General features: G+C 71.0%; 15 protein-coding genes. 7 read left to right on the top strand and 8 right to left on the bottom strand.

The window, feature by feature from the left end; all coding sequences use genetic code 11:
- Nucleotides 1-60 precede the first annotated feature (60 nt).
- Nucleotides 61-846, top strand: coding sequence for a class I SAM-dependent methyltransferase (locus tag ACGFYU_RS34780; RefSeq protein WP_393831298.1), 786 nt, complete (start codon nt 61-63; stop codon nt 844-846).
- Between the two features lie 69 nt (nt 847-915).
- On the opposite strand, the gene ACGFYU_RS34775 is transcribed toward ACGFYU_RS34780, so the two are convergent.
- The 3 genes from ACGFYU_RS34775 to ACGFYU_RS34765 are packed head-to-tail and all read right to left on the bottom strand — an operon-like array spanning nt 916 to nt 3,601.
- A complete protein-coding gene (locus ACGFYU_RS34775; protein WP_393831319.1) occupies nt 916-1,668 on the bottom strand; it encodes an amino acid ABC transporter ATP-binding protein in 753 nt (250 codons plus the stop codon).
- An 11-nt stretch (nt 1,669-1,679) separates the two neighbouring features.
- Nucleotides 1,680-2,630, bottom strand: a complete 951-nt coding sequence (locus ACGFYU_RS34770) for an amino acid ABC transporter permease (protein WP_393831297.1) — start codon at nt 2,628-2,630, stop codon at nt 1,680-1,682.
- 29 nt (nt 2,631-2,659) lie between these two features.
- The gene (locus tag ACGFYU_RS34765) at nt 2,660-3,601 is read right to left on the bottom strand and encodes an ABC transporter substrate-binding protein (RefSeq protein WP_393831296.1); all 942 of its coding nucleotides are present in this window, start codon (nt 3,599-3,601) and stop codon (nt 2,660-2,662) included.
- A gap of 524 nt (nt 3,602-4,125) precedes the next feature.
- Between ACGFYU_RS34765 and ACGFYU_RS34760 the strand changes: the two genes are divergently transcribed.
- The 4 genes from ACGFYU_RS34760 to ACGFYU_RS34745 all read left to right on the top strand — a co-directional run bounded on the left by ACGFYU_RS34760 (nt 4,126) and on the right by ACGFYU_RS34745 (nt 7,252).
- Entirely contained in the window at nt 4,126-5,331 is a 1,206-nt protein-coding gene (locus ACGFYU_RS34760) for an NADP-dependent malic enzyme (RefSeq protein WP_393831295.1), read from the top strand.
- A gap of 133 nt (nt 5,332-5,464) precedes the next feature.
- Nucleotides 5,465-6,427 carry a zinc-binding dehydrogenase gene (locus ACGFYU_RS34755; RefSeq protein ID WP_393831294.1) on the top strand — a complete coding sequence of 321 codons (963 nt, stop codon included), beginning with the start codon at nt 5,465-5,467 and terminating at the stop codon, nt 6,425-6,427.
- Nucleotides 6,428-6,482: 55 nt separating this feature from the next.
- Nucleotides 6,483-6,692 (top strand): helix-turn-helix domain-containing protein, encoded by a 210-nt coding sequence (locus ACGFYU_RS34750; protein ID WP_393831293.1) that lies wholly within the window; start codon nt 6,483-6,485, stop codon nt 6,690-6,692.
- Nucleotides 6,692-7,252 carry a Clp protease N-terminal domain-containing protein gene (locus ACGFYU_RS34745; RefSeq protein WP_393831292.1) on the top strand — a complete coding sequence of 187 codons (561 nt, stop codon included), beginning with the start codon at nt 6,692-6,694 and terminating at the stop codon, nt 7,250-7,252. The genes ACGFYU_RS34750 and ACGFYU_RS34745 overlap by 1 nt, the downstream gene beginning before the upstream one ends.
- Before the next feature lie 190 nt (nt 7,253-7,442).
- On the opposite strand, the gene ACGFYU_RS34740 is transcribed toward ACGFYU_RS34745, so the two are convergent.
- Nucleotides 7,443-8,318 (bottom strand): helix-turn-helix transcriptional regulator, encoded by an 876-nt coding sequence (locus tag ACGFYU_RS34740; RefSeq protein ID WP_393831291.1) that lies wholly within the window; start codon nt 8,316-8,318, stop codon nt 7,443-7,445.
- A gap of 1 nt (nt 8,319) precedes the next feature.
- Entirely contained in the window at nt 8,320-9,258 is a 939-nt protein-coding gene (locus ACGFYU_RS34735) for a DUF4097 domain-containing protein (protein ID WP_393831290.1), read from the bottom strand.
- 163 nt (nt 9,259-9,421) lie between these two features.
- Between ACGFYU_RS34735 and ACGFYU_RS34730 the strand changes: the two genes are divergently transcribed.
- Complete coding sequence (locus ACGFYU_RS34730) at nt 9,422-10,237, top strand: hypothetical protein (protein WP_393831289.1); 816 nt, start codon at nt 9,422-9,424, stop codon at nt 10,235-10,237.
- Nucleotides 10,238-10,280: 43 nt separating this feature from the next.
- Here ACGFYU_RS34730 and ACGFYU_RS34725 read toward each other — a convergent pair whose 3' ends face one another.
- On the bottom strand, nt 10,281-11,213 hold the full coding sequence (locus ACGFYU_RS34725) for a LysR family transcriptional regulator (RefSeq protein ID WP_393831288.1): 933 nt from the start codon (nt 11,211-11,213) through the stop codon (nt 10,281-10,283).
- 210 nt (nt 11,214-11,423) lie between these two features.
- On the opposite strand from ACGFYU_RS34725, the gene snpA reads away from it, so the two are divergent.
- Complete coding sequence (gene snpA / locus ACGFYU_RS34720) at nt 11,424-12,083, top strand: snapalysin (protein WP_393831287.1); 660 nt, start codon at nt 11,424-11,426, stop codon at nt 12,081-12,083.
- 252 nt (nt 12,084-12,335) lie between these two features.
- Here the strand turns inward: snpA and ACGFYU_RS34715 are convergent, their stop codons facing one another.
- Together ACGFYU_RS34715 and ACGFYU_RS34710 are read right to left on the bottom strand one after the other, a co-directional pair.
- Nucleotides 12,336-12,920, bottom strand: a complete 585-nt coding sequence (locus tag ACGFYU_RS34715) for a dihydrofolate reductase family protein (protein WP_393831286.1) — start codon at nt 12,918-12,920, stop codon at nt 12,336-12,338.
- Nucleotides 12,921-12,989: 69 nt separating this feature from the next.
- The gene (locus ACGFYU_RS34710; protein ID WP_393831318.1) at nt 12,990-13,604 is read right to left on the bottom strand and encodes a GNAT family N-acetyltransferase; all 615 of its coding nucleotides are present in this window, start codon (nt 13,602-13,604) and stop codon (nt 12,990-12,992) included.
- Nucleotides 13,605-13,684: the final 80 nt, after the last annotated feature.

The raw sequence follows: 13,684 nt of genomic DNA, 5'->3' as shown, positions 1-13,684 counted from the left end.
TATCGTCTCCGGTAACGGATGAGGTGTCTTCGAGGGTATTACGTACTGAGGGGGTTCGTGATGGCGAATACGACGGAAACAGAGACGGACACGGCGACCGGAGCGGGGTACTGGCAGTCCTGGCAGGACAGCTGGGACCGCCAGCAGGAGTGGTACATGCCCGACCGCGAGGAGCGGTTCCGGGTGATGCTCGACATGGTCGAGGCCCTGGTCGGCCCCGCCCCCCGGGTGCTGGATCTCGCGTGCGGTACGGGAAGTATCACGGACCGCGTCCTGAAGAGGTTCCCGGAAGCCACCAGTACGGGCGTCGACCTCGATCCCGCGCTGTTGACCATCGCCGAGGGCTACTTCGCCGGGGACGAGCGGGTCGCCTTCGTCACCGCCGACCTCAAGGACCCGGACTGGCGCGCGGCCCTCCCGTACGACTCCTTCGACGCGGTGTTGACCGCCACCGCCCTGCACTGGCTGCCCAGCGAGGACCTCGCCGTCCTGTACGGGCAGCTCGCACCGCTGGTGGCCCCCGGCGGGGTGTTCATGAACGCCGACCACATGCCCGATCCGGCTACCCCGCGCATCGGCGCCGCCGAGCGCGCCCACCGGCACGCACAGATGGACCGGGCCAAGGCCGCGGGGGCGGTGGACTGGCGCGAGTGGTGGGCCCTGGCGGCGGCGGACCCGCTGCTGGCCGAGCCGGTGAAGCGGCGCTTCGAGATCTACGGGGAGCACGCCGACGGCGACACCCCCACCGAGGCCTGGCACGCCCGCACCCTGCTCGAAGCGGGCTTCGCGGAGGCCCGTACGGTCTGGCGCTCCCCCTCGGACGCGCTGGTCCTAGGACTCAAGTAGGGACCTGGACCGCATGCGAGAGGGGCGGTACGGGAACCCGTACCGCCCCTCACCCGTCCGCGGCCGCGACTACAGCACCTTGGACAGGAACGCCTTCGTGCGGTCGTGCTGGGGGTTGCCCAGGACCTCGCGGGGGTGGCCCGATTCGACGACGACACCGCCGTCCATGAAGACGAGGTTGTCGCCGACCTCGCGGGCGAAGCCCATCTCGTGCGTGACCACGATCATGGTCATGCCCGATTCGGCGAGGTCCCGCATGACGTCCAGGACGTCGCCCACCAGCTCGGGGTCGAGCGCCGAGGTGGGCTCGTCGAAGAGCATCAGCTTCGGCTCCATGGCGAGCGCGCGGGCGATGGCCACGCGCTGCTGCTGGCCGCCGGAGAGCTGGGTGGGGTAGTTCCCGCCCTTGTCGCCGAGGCCGACGCGGTCCAGGAGGCGTACGGCGCGCTCGCGCGCCACCGCCTTGGACTCGCCCTTGACCATGACCGGGGCTTCCATGACGTTCTCTACGGCCGTCATGTGCGGGAAGAGGTTGAAGCGCTGGAAGACCATGCCGATGTCCCGGCGCTGGGCCGCGACCTCGCTGTCCTTCAGCTCGTAGAGCTTGTCGCCCTTCTGCCGGTACCCCACCAGCTGGCCGTCGACCGAGAGCCGGCCGGCGTTGATGCGCTCCAGGTGGTTGATGCACCGCAGGAAGGTCGACTTGCCGGAGCCGGACGGGCCTACCAGGCAGAAGACCTCACGGGGGGCGACCTCCAGGTCGATCCCGCGGAGGATGTGGGCGGCGCCGTACGACTTGTGGACGCCTTCTGCCTTGACCATCGGCTGGGCGGTCACTTCGCCACCTCCGTACGGCGGAACATGTTCAGGTTGGCCTTCAGCCGCTGGAACGGCGTGGGCGGCAGGCTGCGCAGCGAACCGCGGGCGAAGCGGCGCTCCAGGTAGTACTGGCCGACGCTGAAGATGCTGGTCAGCGTCAGGTACCAGATGGACGCCACGAAGAGCATCTCCATGATGGCGCCGGCCGTGGTGCCGATGTTGGAGCTGGCCCGCAGGAGTTCGGTGTACTGCACCGCCGAGACCAGGGAGGAGGTCTTCAGCATGTTGATGAACTCGTTGCCCGTGGGCGGGATGATCACGCGCATCGCCTGCGGGAGCACCACGCGGCGCATGGTCTGCGTCCGGGTCATGCCGAGCGCGTGCGAGGCCTCGCTCTGGCCCTCGTCGACGGACTGGATGCCGGAGCGGACGATCTCCGCCATGTAGGCGCCCTCGTTCAGGCCGAGGCCCAGCAGGGCGACCATGAACGGCGTCATGACGTCGACGGTCTCGTTCTTGTAGATCGGTCCCAGGTTGATGTACTGGAAGATCAGCGACAGGTTGAACCACACCAGCAGCTGCACGTACACCGGGGTACCGCGGAAGAACCAGATGTAGAGCCAGGACACGAAGCTCGTGACCGGGTTGTGCGAGAGCCGCATCACGGCGAAGAGGATGCCGAGCACCAGGCCCAGCGCCATCGCCGAGACGCTGATGACCACGGTGTTGCCGAGGCCGCTGATGACCGAGGGGTCGAACAGCTTGTCGCCGACCGTGCCCCAGATGACCTTGCCCTGGTAGAAGGCGTAGACGAGCCACGCCAGCAGGACGGCCACCACCACGGCGCTGATCCAGCGTCCGTAGTGCCGTACGGGGATGGCCTTGATGGCCTCGTAGGGGGTACCCGAGGCGCCGGGCCCGGCCGGCGGAGTCGCGGCCGGGTCCTTGTCGATCTTGTCAGTCACAATGACTGCCCTTCAGTGGAGCGCTCGGATCACTTGCCTGCGTTGACCGTGGCGGACGGCACGGCGCTGTCCTTCACGTTCCACTTCTCCAGGACCTTGGCGTAGGAGCCGTCCTTGATGATGGCGTCGAGGGCTTCCTTGAGGGCGTCGCGCAGCTGGGTGTTGTCCTTGGAGACGGCGATGCCGAAGAGGCCGACGTCGGCCTGCTGGCCGCCGACCTCGAAGTCGTTGCCGCCGCCGGAGGTCTTCGCGGTGTACGCGGTGACCGGGAAGTCGTTCAGGTCGGCCACGGCGCCGCCGGCCTTGACGCGGGTCTGGGCCTCGGCGTCGGTGTCGAAGGCCTCGATGGTGAGCTTCTTGTCACCGCACTTCTCGGCCTGGGCCTTGAAGGTGTCCTCGTACGTGGTGCCGCGCTGGACGGCGACCGTCTTGCCGCACAGGTCGTCGAGGGACTTGATGTTCTCCGGGTTGCCCTTCTTGACCAGGAGGGAGACGCCGGAGGAGAAGTAGTCGACGAAGTCGACGCCCTTGCCGATCTTGGCGCCCTTGTCGTCGAGGCCCTCCTGGCGCTTCTTGTTGTCGGTGATCGACGACATGGCGACGTCCTGGCGGCCGGTCTCCAGCGAGGTGATCAGGCCGTCGAAGGTGCCGGAGGTGAACTGGAACTTCACACCAAGCTGCTTGCCGAGCGCTTCGGCGATGTCGGGGTCGACACCGACGATCTTGGAGCCCTCGGTGAACTCCATCGGGGCGTAGGCGGCGTCGGTGCCGACCTTGATGACGCCGGCGTCCTGGATCTTCTTCGGCAGCTTGGAGAACAGCGGGGCGTCGCTGGTCTTCTCCTTGGTCGCAGCGCCGTCGGTCTGGTCGCCACAGCCGGTCAGGATCAGGGCGCCGGCGACCGCGATCGCGCCGACCGCGGCGATCCGGGACCGGGCGGCGGTCGTACGACGGGTGATGCTTGCGGTCATGAGCTGGTTCCTCCGGCTGGTGGAAAAGCACCGAAACGTGATCGGACACGCACCTTCGAGTGTCGCGACCTTGTGTGATTACGGCATCTTGCCATTCGGACTGGCGCATTCAGGCTGCTCGTCAGGTCAAAATCAGATAACGGACAACCTGGATCACCCAACAGGACTGCGGGCGAGAGCCATCGGGACCGCAGGAACCATCGCGACCAGCCCTTTCTGGCTCATTTCTTGCGGTGCGTCTCGCCCATTGGACAGAGAGGCTTGGACTTTTAGCCAAAACCAGGACAAGCAGCCTATGGTCGAGCAGGAATCGACTCGTCTGGGTGAGCGTTCTTCGGGTAGAACAGATCCTTACACCCCTCATCCGGGGCTCAGGGCGCGCGTGCGGCGCGCCCGCGCGTACGAACCTCCCCTTCGCGGAGACGGGCCAACCGTCGATGCGGAGTACGGACGCGGTGCCCGCCCACCCCTTAACCAGGAGTGGCCACCCTCAATGAAACAAAGGACCTAAGGGGTCACACGAAGTGGCAGCGGAGATCGTCAACCCTCGCAGTGACAGTGCGACGGACAACAACCCGGACGCGGTGTTCGCACTGCACCGAGGCGGCAAGATGGCCATCCAGGCCACGGTGCCGGTGAACGACAAGGACGACCTGTCCCTGGCGTACACCCCCGGCGTGGCGAAGGTGTGCACCGCCATCGCCGAGCAGCCCGAGCTGGTGAACGAGTACACCTGGAAGTCGAACGTGGTCGCCGTCGTCACCGACGGTACGGCCGTGCTCGGACTCGGTGACATCGGTCCCGAGGCCTCCCTCCCCGTGATGGAGGGCAAGGCCATCCTCTTCAAGCAGTTCGGCGGTGTCGACGCGGTCCCGATCGCGCTCGCCACCAAGGACACGGACGAGATCGTCGAGACGGTCATCCGTCTGGCGCCGTCCTTCGGCGGGGTGAACCTGGAGGACATCTCCGCCCCCCGCTGCTTCGAGATCGAGCGGCGCCTCCAGGAGGCGCTCGACATCCCGATCTTCCACGACGACCAGCACGGCACGGCCATCGTGACGCTGGCCGCCCTGCGCAACGCCGCGAAGCTGACCGGGCGCACGCTCGGCGACCTGCGCGCCGTCATCGCGGGCGCGGGCGCGGCGGGCATCGCCATCGCCAAGATCCTGGTGGACGCGGGCATCGGCGACGTCTGCGTGACGGACCGCAAGGGCGTCGTCTCTGCGGACCGGACCGACCTGACGGACGTCAAGGCGGAGATCGCGGGTCTGACCAACAAGACCAACCAGACCGGCACGCTGGAGGAGGCCCTGGCGGGCGCGGACGTCTTCATCGGCGTCTCCGGCGGCACGGTGGCCGAGGAGGCCGTCGCCACCATGGCGAAGGACGCCTTCGTCTTCGCCATGGCCAACCCGAACCCGGAGGTCCACCCGGACGTCGCGCACAAGTACGCGGCGGTCGTGGCCACGGGTCGCTCGGACTTCCCGAACCAGATCAACAACGTTCTGGCGTTCCCGGGCATCTTCGCGGGTGCCTTCAAGGTCCGGGCCTCCCGGATCACCGAGAACATGAAGATCGCGGCTGCCGACGCCATCGCCGGTGTCGTCGGGGACGACGAGCTCACCGCCGACTACGTGATCCCGTCGCCGTTCGACGTGCGCGTCGCCGAGGCCGTCGCCACGGCCGTCGCCGCCGCCGCCAAGGCCGACGGCGTGGCCCGCCTGGCCTGACGGCCGCGCCGATCTGTACGGGTAGAGGCCCGGCCGGAGCTTTCCGGCCGGGCCTCCGCGTTTCCCGGCCCCGGGCGGGGGTGTGACGGGAACGGGGGTGGTTCCGGGGGCTACCCGGCGGTAGCGTCGCGGCATGTTCGCTGCCTATGCCGCCCGAATCGACCGTGACCAGCCCCTGAACGGCCTTGTGCTGGGCGAGCGCCCAGCGCCCGAGGCCCGCCCCGGCTGGGTGACCGTGAACGTCAAGGCCGCCTCCCTCAACCACCACGACCTGTGGTCGCTGCGCGGGGTCGGCCTCGGGGAGGACAAACTCCCGATGATCCTCGGCTGCGACGCCGCCGGGATCGACCAGGACGGCAACGAGGTCGTCCTGCACTCCGTCATCGGCCAGAGCGGCCACGGGGTGGGCCCCGACGAGCCCCGCTCGATCCTGACCGAGCGCTACCAGGGGACCTTCGCGGAGCAGGTGACCGTCCCCGCCTGGAACGTCCTGCGCAAGCCCGCCGAGCTCTCCTTCGAGCAGGCCGCCTGCCTGCCGACCGCCTGGCTGACCGCGTACCGGATGCTGTTCACCAACGCCGGGGTGCGCCCCGGGGACTCCGTCCTGGTCCAGGGCGCCGGCGGCGGGGTCGCGACCGCCGCCATCGTCCTCGGCAAGGCGGCGGGGCTGCGGGTCTTCGCGACCAGCCGGGACGAGGCCAAGCGCAAGCGGGCCGTGGAGCTGGGCGCCGTGGAGGCGTACGAGCCGGGCGCGCGGCTGCCGCAGCGCGTGGACGCGGTGATCGAGACGGTGGGCGCGGCCACCTGGTCGCACTCGGTGAAGTCCCTGCGCCCGGGCGGGACCCTGGTCATCTCCGGCGCCACCAGCGGGGACCGCCCGGCGCACGCCGAGCTGACCCGGATCTTCTTCCTGGAGCTGAAGGTGGTCGGCTCGACCATGGGCTCGAAGGACGAGCTGGAGGACCTGCTGTCCTTCTGCGCGGCGACCGGGGTGCGTCCGGTGATCGACGAGGTCCTGCCGCTGGACCGGGCCCGCGAGGGCTTCGAGAAGCTCCAGTCGGGCGACCTCTTCGGGAAGGTCGTCCTGACGGTCTGACACGTGATGTCAATCGTGGTTGACACCCCTCCCTTGTCAACCTACATTGACATGCATGACGGAAGCGACCGATCTCGCCGAGCGGGCCGGTGACCGCGACCCGCGCGTGGGCCTGCGTGCCGTGGCGGCCCTCCGGAGGCTGCTGGAGCAGCTGGAGGCCGTACAGGTACGCAGTGCCCGCGCGCGGGGGTGGTCCTGGCAGGAGATCGCGGCCGAGCTGGGCGTCAGCCGGCAGGCCGTGCACAAGAAGTACGGGAGGCTCTGATGTTCGAACGCTTCACCATCGACGCCCGCGCCGCGGTGACGGGTGCGGTACGCGAGGCCCGGCAGGCCGGCGCCACCACCGTGACCGAGGAACACCTGCTGCTGTCCCTGCTCGCGCTGGGCGCCCTGGACCCACTCTGCGTCGAGCGGGCCACGGTGGCCGCGGACCTCGCCGCCTCCCGCCGCCGGGGCGGGATGTCCAGGGCCGACGAGGAGGCCCTCGCCGGACTCGGCATCGACCTGGACGAGATCGTCTCGCGGATCGAGGAAACCCACCGCGAGGGCGCCCTCTCGGCCCCGGAGCCCCGCAGGCGCACCCTGGCCGCCTCGCTGCGCTCGGCCCTCGGCCGCCCGGACCCGGATCAGCGCCACTTCCCGTTCACCCAGGGCGCGAAGAAGACCCTGGAGCAGTCCCTCCGCATCGCGCTGGGCCGCAAGGACCGCCACATCGGCACCCTGCACCTGCTCCTGGCCCTGCTCTCCCGCCCCGGCACGGTCGCCGAGGTCCTGACGGACCACGGCATCACCTACACGACGGCCGAAACGACCCTGGCGGCCTGACGATCCCGTGGCCGCATCCGAAGGCCTACGCCAGGCGAACCCAGCCCCGCCGGCGCTTGAGGCGCAGGGTCCGGGGCGGAGCCCCGATCTTGTGCCCGCACCCGAAGGCCTACGCCAGGCGAACCCAGCCCCGCCGGCGCTTGAGGCGCAGGGTCCGGGGCGGAGCCCCGGCAGCGGCGCTGCAGCCGGTCTATCGCCCGGCCCGCAGGGTCGCGCTCAGCCGGGCGGCCGCAGCCGCGAGCTCCGCACGGGCCTCGGCCAGTTGGGCCACGGTGACGCCATGGTCGCGGGCCGCATCGCGAACGTCGTCACGGAAGCGGTCCAACAACCGGTCCAGGTCACGGGCCGGGTCACCGGTGGGCGTGAGGTCCCCGGCCCAGTCCGTGTCCGCCTGCGGCGGCGTGGTGGTGGCGGACGGGCCGCCACCGAGCCAGGCCCCCGCCAGGCTGCCCAGCACCCCGCCCGACTTGGCGAACTGCTCCTGCAGCTGGCTCGCGATCCGCTGCACCTCCTCGCGCGCCCGCTCCTGCGCCTCCTTGGCCTGGCGGCGGGCCGCCTGCGCCTCCTCGCGGGCCCGGCGGCTCTCGTCCTTCGCCCGGCGCGCCTGCTCCTTCCACTCCTGCCTGGCCTTGCGCAGCTCCTCCTTGGCCGCCTTCCAGGACTCGTCCTCCACCCGCGTCGCCGACGCGGAGGCCGCCGCCCTCATCTCGCGCCGCAGGTCACCCGCCGCGCCCCGGACGTCGTCGCGGATCTCGGCGGCGAGCTCGCTCACCGAGTCGCGGATCTCCAGCTCCAGGTCGGCGAGTTCGCCACCGCGGTCGGCCAGTTCGGCCCGGCCCGCCTCGGTGATCGAGTACACCTTGCGCCCGCCCTCGGTGGCATGCGTGACCAGGCCCTCGGCCTCCAGCTTGGCCAGGCGCGGGTACACCGTGCCCGCGGACGGCGCGTAGAGGCCCTGGAAGCGCTCCTCCAGCAGGCGGATCACCTCGTACCCGTGGCGCGGGGCCTCGTCCAGCAGCTTCAGGAGGTAGAGGCGGAGGCGGCCGTGGGCGAAGACGGGCGGCATGTCAGAGCACCTTCTTGTCGAGCACGAGCGGGGCGGCGGCGGGGGTGTCGGCGTCGGCCTGCGGGCGGCGCAGCAGCGCGATCGAGCCGGAGACCGTGGTGGCCCGCAGGGTGCCCGTACCGGAGCCGAGGGTCCCGGTGATCCGCTTGGAGCCCAGCTGGCCGGAGACCCGCAGGTCCTCGAAGGCGTTGGAGACGCCGCCGGTGGCGGTGTTGGCCTCCACACGGGCGTCGGCGGGGTGCGGGAGGCGGATGGCGACCTGGCCGGAGACGGAGTTCAGGGCGATGTCCACGGGGCGCGGGGCGGCCGGGTCGAGGTCCAGGTCGATGAGCATGTCGCCGCTGACGGAGTCGGCCCGTACGCTCACCCCCGCGCCGTCGACCACGGTCAGGCCACCGGAGACCGAGTGGAAGCCGAGGTCGCCGGTGACGGACTGGGCCTCGACGCTGCCGGACACGGTGTGCGCCTTGACCCGGCCGGACAGGCCGACGAGCGTGGCGTCGCCGGAGACGCCGTTGACGTCGGTGCCGCCGGAGACGCCGGAGACGAAGGAGACGGCGTCGACGGCGGCCAGCTGGACCCGGGTGGCGGCGGGGACGGTGAGGGTGACGGCGGCGCTGCGCTCCCAGGCCTTGCGGCCGGAGCCCGAGCTGCCGGACCAGGCCTTCCACGGCTTGGCCTCCCACCACTTCCTGAAGCCCTGGGCGCCGTTCCAGGGCAGGTCCTCGTAGGAGACGGTGAGGGTGCCGCCCTCCTGCACCACGTACAGGGGCGGTCCGTCGACCTCGGTCACCTCCAGGCGGGCCGGGCCCTCCTCGGCGGCCACGACGTTCACCGTGCCGCTGACGACGCGGACGCGGAGCTCGGTCAGCGGCTCCTCGAAGGTGAGCTTCTGCGGTTCGGCGATGTGCCACGTCGACGGTGACGACTGCTCGGCCATGGGGCTGTTCCTCTCCTTGCGCGTTCACGGGCGGGATGGGACGACGCACGCAACATATCGCGTCTTCTGAGTAACACGATATATCGCGGTCGGGTGAAGTCAAGCGCGTGGCCGGGATCCGCCATTTGAGGTGATTTGCGGAGACTTGCCTTAGCGTGTGGGCATGTCGATCTCCCAGCCCCAGGCCGGCGGACTGCTGCTCTGCCGGGCCGAACCCCTCGCCGCCCGTCCCGCCGCGCACCTGTTGCGCGTACGTCTGCTGCTGGCCCCGGCGGGCGAATGGAGCGTGCTCGTGCCGGAGACCAAGCCGTGGCAGGGCGGCGAGGAGGGCGTGGCGGATGTGCTGGCCGGGTGGGGCTCGGCGATCGCGCTCGGGACGAGCTGGCCCGTGCTGAGCCTGTGGTGGGAGGGCGGGCGGACCGGGTTCGCCCTGGCGAGCGGGTTCCGGCGGACCGCCGCCTACGAGTGGGAGCGGGACGGGCGGCCGGTCGGCGAGCCGGACGCGATGCGGATGCTGGCGGCGCGGCTGGGGCTGGATCCCGTCCTGGACCTGGAGGAACTGGAGCGCCTCACCCGCCCCGACACCGACCCGGCGGTGGACGGCGAGGCCCGCGTCCTCGGGCTGATCGCGCTGCTGGCCCGCGCCGGACTGGCCCTGCCGGCCGGACTGGGCCCGGGCGAACCGGCCGACCGGCTGCGGGAGGCGGCCCGTGTCGCGCCGGGTGCGGAGGCGGTGGTGTGGTCGGGGTGGCGGGACGCGGTGCGGGCGGAACTGGACGCGGTGGAGGAGGGGCCGCTGGGCCCGTGGGTACGCGGCCCCCGGGCCCGCCTGCTGGGCGCGGCCCAGCTGTCGGCGGGCGCGCCGCTGCTGCTGTGGGCCGCCCGGCGGCGCAGCCCCGGCTGGCTGGCGGCCGGCACCCTCCTGACGGCACACGGCGCCCTCTCCCTGGCCTACGACCGGGCCCGCAGCCGGCACTAGCCGCCGGGCAATTCAGCCCCGCCGGCGATTGAGGCGGACGAGGTCAGGCGGCCAGCAAGGGGCTCGCGTGGTGGCGGAGCCACGCTCGGTACGGCGGGGTGCGCAAGGCCGCCTCGCGGTAGGCCGCGCGGAGGTCCGTGTAGACCTCCGCGTGGGCGCCCGGGCGCGTCGCCAGCAGGAGCCGCACGGCCAGCGGGTCCCCCGACAGCGGGCGGATCGCCATGTCGTCCCGCGGCCCGGACGTCGGCTGACAGGGAGCGACCGCCTCGCCGGAGACGATCAGCGAGGTCGCCGTGTGGTAGTCGGCGTGCAGCACCGGCGGATCCAGCCCGGCCCCCGCGAAGACCCTCCGCAGGCCGTCCCATTCGCCGTCGACCGAGGGGTCCACCATCCACCGGTCGGCGGCCAGGTCCCGTAAGGAGACGATGTCCTGGCCCGCGGCCGGATGGTCCCGGGACATGGACACGAACTGCGGCTCCCGCTCCATCAGCACGTGCAGCTGCAGCCCCGCGGGAACCCGCAGCGGGCTGCCCTCCACCTCGTGCACGAACGCCACGTCCAGCTGCCCCGAATCCACCATCCGCAGCAGCGCGTTGGCCGAAACGTCCACCACCAGCGAGGTCTCGGTGTCCGGCAGCCGCCGGTGCAGCCGCCGCAGCCACCCCGGCAGGGCCCGGCTGGCCGTGGAGCCGATTCTCAGCCGCGGACCGTTGGCCAGCGCCCGCGCCTCCGCCACCAGCGCGGCCATCTCGGCGAGCAGCGGCCGGGCCCGGCCCAGTACCGTACGACCGAAGGGGGTGGGCCGGCAGCCGGTGCGTTCGCGCAGGAACAGCTCGCCGTCCAGGGCCCGTTCGATGCGGCGCAGCTGTGTCGTCAAGGAGGGCTGGCTCACGCCGAGTTGCCGGGCCGCCTTGTGCAGGCTCCCGGCGTCGGCGATGGCGCACAGGGCGCGCAGGTGCCTGACCTCAAGCTCCATGCCCTGAGGGTAGGCCGGGCCCGGCTGACCGCACCAGCCACCGATAGCCCCCCGAATCCCGCCATTCTCACACCAGTTGATCTGTCGAAATCTTCCCAATAGGCCCGCGCTATCGGCCAGTGACATCATCCGCCGGGCCACCGCGCTCCCTCAGACTCCGGTACCGAACCACCACCCCCCACCGCACCGGACGAGTAGGAGCTCCCCCACATGCGCCACTCCCGTAAGGCCGTTCTGGCCACCTCGATCGGCCTCGGCCTGGCCGCCGCGCTCGGCGGCGTCGTCCCCACCGCCAGCGCCGCCACCGCCCCCGCCGGCAATGCCGCGAGCTATGCCGCGTACGAGCGCTCCCAGGAGAACCAGGCCGCCAACCAGGCGTTCTTCGAGGCCGTGCAGCGCTCGGTCGCCGAGCAGCGTGCCGCGAACCCGGGCGCCGCGGCCGTGACGGTCACCTACAACACCCGCAACGCCCCGAGCTTCCGCACCCAGATATCCCGTTCCACGCAGATCTGGAACAGCTCGGTGTCCAACGTCAAGCTGCAGGAAGTGTCCTCGGGCGGGAACTTCTCGTACTACGAGGGCAACGACTCGCGCGGTTCGTACGCGAGCACGGACGGCCACGGCCGGGGCTACATCTTCCTCGACTACCGGCAGAACCAGCAGTACAACTCCACCCGGGTGACGGCGCACGAGACGGGCCACGTGCTCGGGCTGCCGGACCACTACTCGGGCCCGTGCAGCGAGCTGATGTCGGGCGGCGGCCCGGGCACCTCGTGCCAGAACGCCACCCCGAACTCCGCCGAGCGGGCGCGCGTGAACCAGCTGTGGGCCAACGGCCTCGTCGCCTCCGGGATGGGGACGAAGGGCTGACCCGCTAACCCTCCGGGGGAACGTATTGCGGACACTCCGGGTTCCGACAGGGACCCGGAACCCACTCCGGAATGAAGATCCCCAGGGACTTGCGCCGTCTGACCACCGTGTCGACGGGGCTCCCGCAGGCCGGGCACGTCTGCTGCGCGTGCCCGGCCTTCGGGGCCACCGTCCCGTGCGCGTGCTGTTCCCGCTGTTCGCCGGCCATACCTCTACGGTAGGCCGGTTCCGCGCGTTGTGGCGGCGCGGGCGTCAGCGCTTGACGGCGTACGTGGTGACGAGCTGGCCGCCGCCGAGGGTCTTGGCCCCGGTGAGCTCCAGGGGGCGCACCCCGAAGCCGGCCCGCGACATCGGCATGCCGGTGCCGACGAATACCGGGTACGTCTTGACGACGAACTCGTCGATCTCGTCGATGAGCTGCGTGGCCAGGTCCGCGCCGCCGCACAGCCAGATGTCGAGCCCGTCCTCGGCCTTGAGCTCGCGGACCCGGGCCGCCAGGTCCCCGCTGATGAGCCGCACCTGCGGGTCCGGCGGGGTGGTGAGGGAGCGCGAGACGACGTACTGCTCGCGCATGTGGCCGTAGGGGCTGGTCATGCCCTGCTTGAGGCCCGGCTCGTAGGTGCCCCGCCCCATGATCACCGTGTCGAAGCGCCGGGGCGCGGCGTCCGCGAACCCGAGGTGGGCGCGGCCCGCGGCGGAGACGGTCTCCGGGTACTCGGTCTTGAGGAATTCGACGAAGTCGGCGTCGAGGTAGCTGTAGAAGAATTCGCCGTCGCCGTCCGGGGCCCCGATGAAGCCGTCGACCGACGTGGCGATGAAGTACGTGAGCTTGCGCAAGCGATTCTCTTCCGTTCGACAGTGCCACCGCACCGGGGCACGTCACATAAAGTACTTCAGATGGAGTGGTTACGCAACAGCGTTCGGCGCCCACGCCCGCGGCTTGCGCCACATCGGCCACATCGGCGGACCCTCCGGCAGTCGCACGACCTCGCCCGTGAACTCCCAGCCCAGCCGCTCGTACAGCCCCTTGCTGCGCTCGCTGCTGGCCTCCAGGTACGCCGGCAGGCCCTCGCGGTCGCAGCGCTCCAGCACCGGGCGCATCAGCTCGGTGCCCAGCCCCTCGCCCTGCCGGCCCGGGGCGACCGCGATCATCAGCAGGTACTCGTGCTCCTCCGCGGTCGGGTGGACCGCGCCCGTCAGCCGGCCGACCAGTTCGCACCGCTCGTTGTCCGGGTCGGCGACGGCCCGCATCTTCGCCGGGATCTCGTCCTCGCCCTCCGGCTCCCCGGCCGGGATCCGCAGCCACAGCGCCGCCGCCGAGCCGTCCGCCGCGTAGTCGATCCGGCCCTCGGCCAGCGCCACGTCCACGAAGACCCCCAGGAACCTGCCGTGCACCGCGGCCCGGTGCTCCGGGTCCGGGAAGACCCAGCTGCTCACCGGGTCGGTGTGGAAGGCCTCGTCGAGGAGGCGCGCCACCGCGTCCCGGTCCGACTCCTCCGCCTGACGTATCTCCAGCGCCACCGGCCACACCTCTCGCTCAATCGTCAACGACCTTGAGCGATCCTAGAGTTGGGCCCCACACGCAGAAAGGCCCGTTCCGG

The sequence above is a fragment of the Streptomyces sp. NPDC048337 genome (genome assembly GCF_043201175.1).
Lineage (GTDB): Bacteria > Actinomycetota > Actinomycetes > Streptomycetales > Streptomycetaceae > Streptomyces.
The sequence above is the reverse complement of the archived record's forward strand: the minus strand, read 5'-3'. Positions and strand labels throughout refer to the sequence as shown.